This window comes from Microbacterium sp. (assembly GCF_039812165.1).
In the GTDB taxonomy this organism is placed as follows: Bacteria; Actinomycetota; Actinomycetes; order Actinomycetales; family Microbacteriaceae; genus Microbacterium.
In genome coordinates this window covers 1-6,023 of the sequence record NZ_JBDIAB010000177.1, presented here as the reverse complement: position 1 = coordinate 6,023, position 6,023 = coordinate 1, and the positions used below count along the sequence as shown (strand labels likewise).

The window sequence follows — 6,023 nt, the reverse complement described above, 5'->3', positions numbered from 1 at the left end:
GCCCGCGCGATCGGGTACTCCGTGATGTAGCCGTACCCGCCGTGGAGCTGCACGCAGGTGTCGAGCACCTCCCACTCGCGCTCGGTCGCCCAGAACTTCACCTTGGCGGCCTCCTCGGCGGTCAGCCGGCCGTCGCGATAGGCGAGCAGCGCCCGGTCGATGTACGCCCAGAGCGCGTCGACGGTGGTCGCGACATCGGCCATCGCGAAGCGGCTGTGCTGGAAGTCGATGATCCGCTCACCGAACGCCTCGCGGTCCTTCGTGTATGCGAGGGTCCAGTCGAGGGCCGCCTGAGCCGCGGCGGCCGCGGCCACGCCGATCGAGAGCCGCTCCAGCGGCAGGTTCATCATCAGCTGGACGAAGCCCAGTCCTTCCTTGCCGCCGATCAGGTTCTCGTCGGGGACGAACACGTCGGTGAACGACAGCTCCGCGGTGTCATGGCCGTGGAACCCCACCTTGTGGAGCTTCTTGCCGTGCTCGAAGCCGGCCATGCCGCTCTCGACCAGCACCAGCGAGAACGCGTCCGGACGGTTGCCCTCGCCGGTCTTGACGAACGTGACGACCACGTCGGCGGTCGCACCGGAGGAGATGAACGTCTTCGCACCGTTGACGACGTAGCCGCCGTCGACCTTCTTCGCCGTGGTCTTAATGCCGCGCAGGTCGCTGCCCGCACCCGGCTCGGTCATGCCGAGCGCGCCGAGGATCTCCCCGGTCGCCATGCCGGGGAGCCAGCGCTCCTTCTGCTCCTGCGTGCCCATGTGCACGAGGTAGGGGACGGCAAGGTCGTCCTGGATGCCGAAGGCACCGGCGAGCGACCCCGCACCGGCCTTGATGACCTCTTCGTCCACGACCGCGCGGAAACGGTAGTCCTGCAGCATCCCGGCCCCGCCGAACTCCTCCGGCACCGACAGGCCGATGATGCCCGCCTCGCCCGCGGCGAGCATCGTCGCGCGGTCGATCTCGCCCGCGGCATCCCACCGCTCGCGCGCCTCGTTCGTGGCGTAGCGCTTGCAGAACTCGCGGACGACGTCGCGGAACGCCTCGTGGTCCTCGTCGTAGATGTCGCGCTCCATGGTGGCGGCTCCTCTCGTCCGTCGCGGCGCTGCGCGGGCATCGGATGCCGCGCATCGCCCCTGTTCGAAGTCTAGGTGCCTCGTCAGCCCGGGTAGCCCGGAGCGGCCGGAAGGCCGAAGAACTCCTCGAGGGTGCGGAAGCCGCCGTCGTGATACGCCTTCGCGAGGTCGACGCCGAGGTAGCGGAGGTGCCACGGCTCCCAGTCGTAGCCGGTCACGGCCGTCATGCCGTTCTCGTAGCGCACGATGAAGCCGAACCGCCACGCATTGGCGGCGAGCCACTCGGCCTGCGGGGTGCCGGCGAACCGCTCCAGCGTCCCGCAGCCGCGGTCGCACGCGACCAGGTCGACCGCGAGCCCCGTCTGGTGCTCGCTGTGTCCGGGGCGTGCGCTGATGAGATCCGCGGCATCGCGGCCGAGCGCCCCCACGTGGCCGGCGTAGGTCGACTGCTGGATGGCATACGACCGGAAGCCGCTGTTGACGCCCACCGCGCCCGCGCCCTCCGCAGCCGCGGCCGCGGCGAGCTGCGACACGGCGACCGCGACGTCGGCCCGCAGATGGCCACCGCTCGTGCGCTGCACGCCCTCCGCGCGGGCCTGCGGCTCGGGCCAGTAGTCGATCGGATCGAGTGCGCGCTGCTTGTTGACCACGACCCACACCCGATGCGGCTCGGTGAGGCTGAGGCACGGAGCGTTGCCGCCCACCACAGCCGAGCGGAACGCCTCGGCTCCTCCGACGGCCGCGATGACGTCGACGTCGGCACCGCCCTGCAGGGCCGCCGCCACGGCGGGGTCGGCGCACAGTCCGTCGCCGAGATCCGTCCGAGGCGAGGTCACGGCGTCGTCCGCGTCGTCTGCGCCGCCCGTCCCGCCGGCGTCGTCCGTCGCACCGTCCGCGCCGTCGTCCGGCCCTGCGCCGTTCTCGGCGGACGCCTGTCCCGGAACGGGGAGCGTCGACGCCGATCCCGGCGTTCCGTCGCCGTCGCCACCGCCTGCGTCGCCCGCGCCTTCCGTGCCCGTGCCGTCCGCGACCCGGCCACCCGCCAACGCCTCGCCGCGGCTCACCACCGGTCCGCCCAGCGCCGCCGCGACGGCGCTCGAGCCGCCGAACACGAGCACGCCGGCCACCGCGAGGGCGGCCCACGCGCGGATCCGGACAGCACGCGGGGCGCGTCGATGGGACGGCTCGGGTTCCCGCACGTGCCCATTGTGCACCGGCATCCCCGTCGTCGCCTGGGAACACGTGACGACACGCCGTCGTGTCGTTCTATCTGCGACACGAACATGTTGCACTTCTTTCGTATCTATGTTCCACTCAGACTATGCGATGGCACGGACAGACGGTAGGGGCGACGGACGCGGCGGCGCTTCCGGGGCTGGAATCGCTCGCCGGCCTCGTCCGCACCGTGACCACCCCCGAGTTCGCCGGCATGACGTTCCACGAGGTGCAGGCGCGCTCCGCCCTCAATCACGTGCCGAGCGCATCGTCGATGCCGTTCGAGTGGACCGTCAACCCGTACCGCGGATGCAGCCATGCCTGCGTCTACTGCCTCGAACCGAGCACCCTGGTCCTCAAGGCCGACGGCCGACAGGCAGCCATCGGCGATCTCGCCGTCGGAGACGAGGTCATCGGCACGGAGCGTCGAGGGGCCCACCTCAGCTATGTGCCGACCACCGTCGAAGCGACCTGGACGACACGCGAACGGGCGCACCGGGTCACCCTCGCCGACGGCACCGAGCTCGTGGCTTCCGGGGACCATCGGTTCCTGACAGATCGCGGATGGAAGCACGTGACCGGAGCCATGAGCGGTGCCGGGCGCAGACCGCATCTCACCATGACCGACCGACTTCTCGGCTTCGGGCTCGCGGGAGTCGTCGTGTCGAACCTCGCGAGAACCGCGGTGAAGACCGTAGCCGATCTGCGGGTCGGCTCCGTCGAAGACCTCGGCGTCGACATCGACATGGTCGACATCACCACCGGCACGGGCGATTTCGTCGCGAACGGCGTGATCAGCCACAACTGCTTCGCTCGGGGCACGCACGAGTACCTCGACCTCGACGCGGGCCACGACTTCGACAGTCAGATCGTGGTGAAGGTCAACGTCGCCGACGTGCTGCGGCGCGAGCTCGCGCGGCCGAGCTGGCGGCGCGACCGTGTCGCGCTCGGCACGAACACCGACCCGTACCAGCGCGCCGAGGGCCGCTACCGGCTCATGCCCGGCATCGTCGAGGCGCTCGCGGACTCGGGCACACCGTTCTCGATCCTCACGAAGGGGACGCTCGTGCGCCGCGATCTGCCGCTGCTGCGGGATGCCGCAGTCACCGTGCCCGTCTCGCTGGCGATGTCCATCGCGGTCGCCGACGAGGAGCTGCGGCGTCTGATCGAGCCCGGTGCGCCCAGCTTCACGGCGCGGCTCGACACCGTCCGCGCGGCGACGGATGCCGGGTTGAGCGTCACGGTCTTCCTCATGCCGATCGTGCCGCACCTCACCGACTCGGTCGCGGTGCTCGACGACACCCTCGCACGCCTCCGTGCCGCGGGCGCCGCGCGGGTGATCTTCGGCGCCCTGCACCTGCGGCCCGGCGTGAAGCCCTGGTTCATGGCGTGGCTCGCGCGCGAGCATCCCGAGCTGGTCGCCGCGTACCGCGGCCTGTACCCGGGAGTGTCCACGATGGCGCCGAAGGCATACCGCACGTGGCTCTCTGCACGCGTCCGGCCGTTGCTGCGCCGGCACGGCCTCGACGGTCGGCTCGAGGACGAGGGGCAGTCACGACGATCGCGTGCCGGTCCCGTGGTCACGACCGCTCGTGGACGCGCGACCGCCGAGACCGATCGGCTGTTCTAGCGTCCGCGTGCGCCGCCTCGGCGGCGGGCCGCCGACCGGCCACCGGAGAGCGCCGCCGCATCGGAACGCGGATCGGCTGCGGATCAAAGCGCGGGATTCGCGGCGCGCAGTCCGTCGAGCGCGGCCTCGGCGACGGCGAGAGCGCCGGACTCCTCGAGCGAGCCGCTGACGGTCACCCAGCCCGTGTCTGCGAACACGTAGACGACCGAGGCGATTCCGAGCTCGGTGGGCGTCTCCGCCGAGAACGAAGGCGCCCCGCCGACGGTGCTCTCGACGTATGCTCCCGACGCGCTGATCGAGGCGAGGAGGGCGTCGCGAGAGGCCGGCGAGAGCTCCGCGACGACCACGTTGAATCCCCCGTCCGACTGCGGGATGCCCCACGTGCACACGCGCGTGCTCGACGCGTCGCGCGCCGCCTCGGCCGCCGCCGCATCGGACATCAGGTCGGGCGCTGATGCTCCGGCGGCGAGGGCCACCGTGTCGGGGCCCAAGGCATCCTGAGCCACCGTGAGCGGCACGAGGTCGACGCAGTCCGGCAGCACCAGGGGGACGTCGGTCTCCGACGGCGGGACCGTGGGGATCGGCGTCGAGGTCGCGGGCGACGGCGACGAGGTCGTGGGCGCCGGTGCCGGCGTGGACGCGCAGCCGGTCAGCAGCGCGAATGCGGCCAGCATCGTCGCCCCCTGGAGCCCACCGCGCTCAGCCCACCTCACGAGTCGATTGTAGATTCGCACGGCTCCGACCGACAGGCCGCTCACGTTGCGCCGATGACCTCGCGCCGCACCCCGCGCCGGGCCACAATGGCGCCATGGCCAGGTTCCTGCTCTCGGCGATGCCGTTCACGGGGCACGTCGCCCCGATGCTCGCGCTCGCCGAGACGCTCGTCGCGCGCGGCCACGACGTGCGCGTGCACACCGGCTCGGCCTTCGCGGCGAAGGTCGCGGCGACGGGCGCCGGCCTCGTGCCCTGGCGGCAGGCTCCGGACTTCGACGAGAACGACCTCGCCGCGACCTTCCCGCGCCTGCTCGGCAAGAAGGGCCTCGGGCAGGTCTTCGTCAACATCTCCGACCTCATGATCGGCACGGCGCCCGCGCAGGTCGCGGATCTCGTCGCCGAGTGGGATCGCGAGCCCTGGGACGCGCTCGTGGGCGACGAGATCTCGGTGGGTGCGGTGCTGTTCGCGGAGAAGAGCGGATGCCGTTTCGCCACGCTCGCGGTGCTGCCGCTGAACCTCGCGAGCCGTCAGGGCCCGCCGAGCGGCATGGGACTGACCCCGGGCACGACGCCCGCCCTGCGGGCGCGGGACGCCCTGCTGCGCGCCGCGATGCCGCTGGGCGGCCTGCCCCTGCGCGGACCGCTCGCGCGTGCACGCCGGGACGTGGATCTGCCGCGCTCCTCCGCGACGTTCGAGCAGACGGTGTTCTCCCGCGGGCTCGTGCTGGCCAGCGGCTCGCCGCTGCTGGACTTCGGGCGCACCGACCGGCCCCCGCACGTGCGGTTCGTCGGGGTGCTCGCGCGCGGTGCGGTCGCCGCGTTCGAGCCGCCGGCATGGTGGCGAGACCTCGACGGCCGCGAGGTCGTGTGCGTGACGCAGGGCACGCAGAACATCGACCCGGCCGATCTGCTCCGTCCCGCGCTCGACGCGCTCGCCGGCGAGGACGTCGTGGTCGTCGCCACGACCGGCGTCCCGGGCCGGGACGAGCTGCCGTTCCCGGTGCCCGCGAACGCGCGCGTCGCGGGCTTCGTCCCGTACGCGCAGCTCCTGCCCCGCGTGGACGTCATGGTCACCAACGGCGGCTGGGGCGGGACGCTCGCCGCGCTCGGTCACGGCATCCCGCTCGTGATCGCCGGCGGCGACCTCGACAAGCCCGAGGTGGCGGCGCGCGTCGCGTGGTCGGGCGCGGGCGTGAACCTCCGGACCGGCACGCCGTCGCCCGCCGCGGTGCACGACGCGGTCCAGCGCGTGCGCGCCGAGCCCGGGTTCCGCGCGGCCGCGCGCCGGGTGGGCGCCGAGCTCGACTCCCTCCGCGGAGCGGATGCCGCGGCATCCGCCCTCGAGGACTTCGTCGCCCGATAGCAGGCGCCGTCCCTCTCCCCCGGTGGTG

5 protein-coding genes are annotated in these 6,023 nt (G+C 72.5%); 2 read left to right on the top strand and 3 right to left on the bottom strand.

All coding sequences use genetic code 11. The annotated features are described in order from the left end of the window. The coding region (locus tag WML84_RS12115; protein WP_347346400.1) for an acyl-CoA dehydrogenase family protein at positions 1 to 1,073 on the bottom strand (1,073 nt) is incomplete at its 3' end. Between the two features lie 83 nt (positions 1,074 to 1,156). Then, positions 1,157 to 2,272 carry a M15 family metallopeptidase gene (locus WML84_RS12110; RefSeq protein WP_347346399.1) on the bottom strand — a complete coding sequence of 372 codons (1,116 nt, stop codon included), beginning with the start codon at positions 2,270 to 2,272 and terminating at the stop codon, positions 1,157 to 1,159. A 122-nt stretch (positions 2,273 to 2,394) separates the two neighbouring features. Here WML84_RS12110 and WML84_RS12105 point away from each other — a divergent pair, with 122 nt between their 5' ends. Next, the gene (locus tag WML84_RS12105) at positions 2,395 to 3,918 is read left to right on the top strand and encodes an Rv2578c family radical SAM protein (RefSeq protein ID WP_347346398.1); all 1,524 of its coding nucleotides are present in this window, start codon (positions 2,395 to 2,397) and stop codon (positions 3,916 to 3,918) included. 83 nt (positions 3,919 to 4,001) lie between these two features. On the opposite strand, the gene WML84_RS12100 is transcribed toward WML84_RS12105, so the two are convergent. Continuing rightward, positions 4,002 to 4,592 carry a hypothetical protein gene (locus tag WML84_RS12100; RefSeq protein ID WP_347346397.1) on the bottom strand — a complete coding sequence of 197 codons (591 nt, stop codon included), beginning with the start codon at positions 4,590 to 4,592 and terminating at the stop codon, positions 4,002 to 4,004. Between the two features lie 134 nt (positions 4,593 to 4,726). Between WML84_RS12100 and WML84_RS12095 the strand changes: the two genes are divergently transcribed. Then, on the top strand, positions 4,727 to 5,995 hold the full coding sequence (locus WML84_RS12095) for a nucleotide disphospho-sugar-binding domain-containing protein (RefSeq protein WP_347346396.1): 1,269 nt from the start codon (positions 4,727 to 4,729) through the stop codon (positions 5,993 to 5,995). The last annotated feature ends 28 nt before the right edge of the window (positions 5,996 to 6,023 follow it).

Coding starts and splice junctions, on each gene's coding strand:
- WML84_RS12100 (WP_347346397.1), bottom strand. CDS start 4,592: ATGCTGGCCGCATTCGCGCTGCTGACCGGCTGCGCGTCCACGCCGGCA.
- WML84_RS12095 (WP_347346396.1), top strand. CDS start 4,727: ATGGCCAGGTTCCTGCTCTCGGCGATGCCGTTCACGGGGCACGTCGCC.
- WML84_RS12105 (WP_347346398.1), top strand. CDS start 2,395: ATGCGATGGCACGGACAGACGGTAGGGGCGACGGACGCGGCGGCGCTT.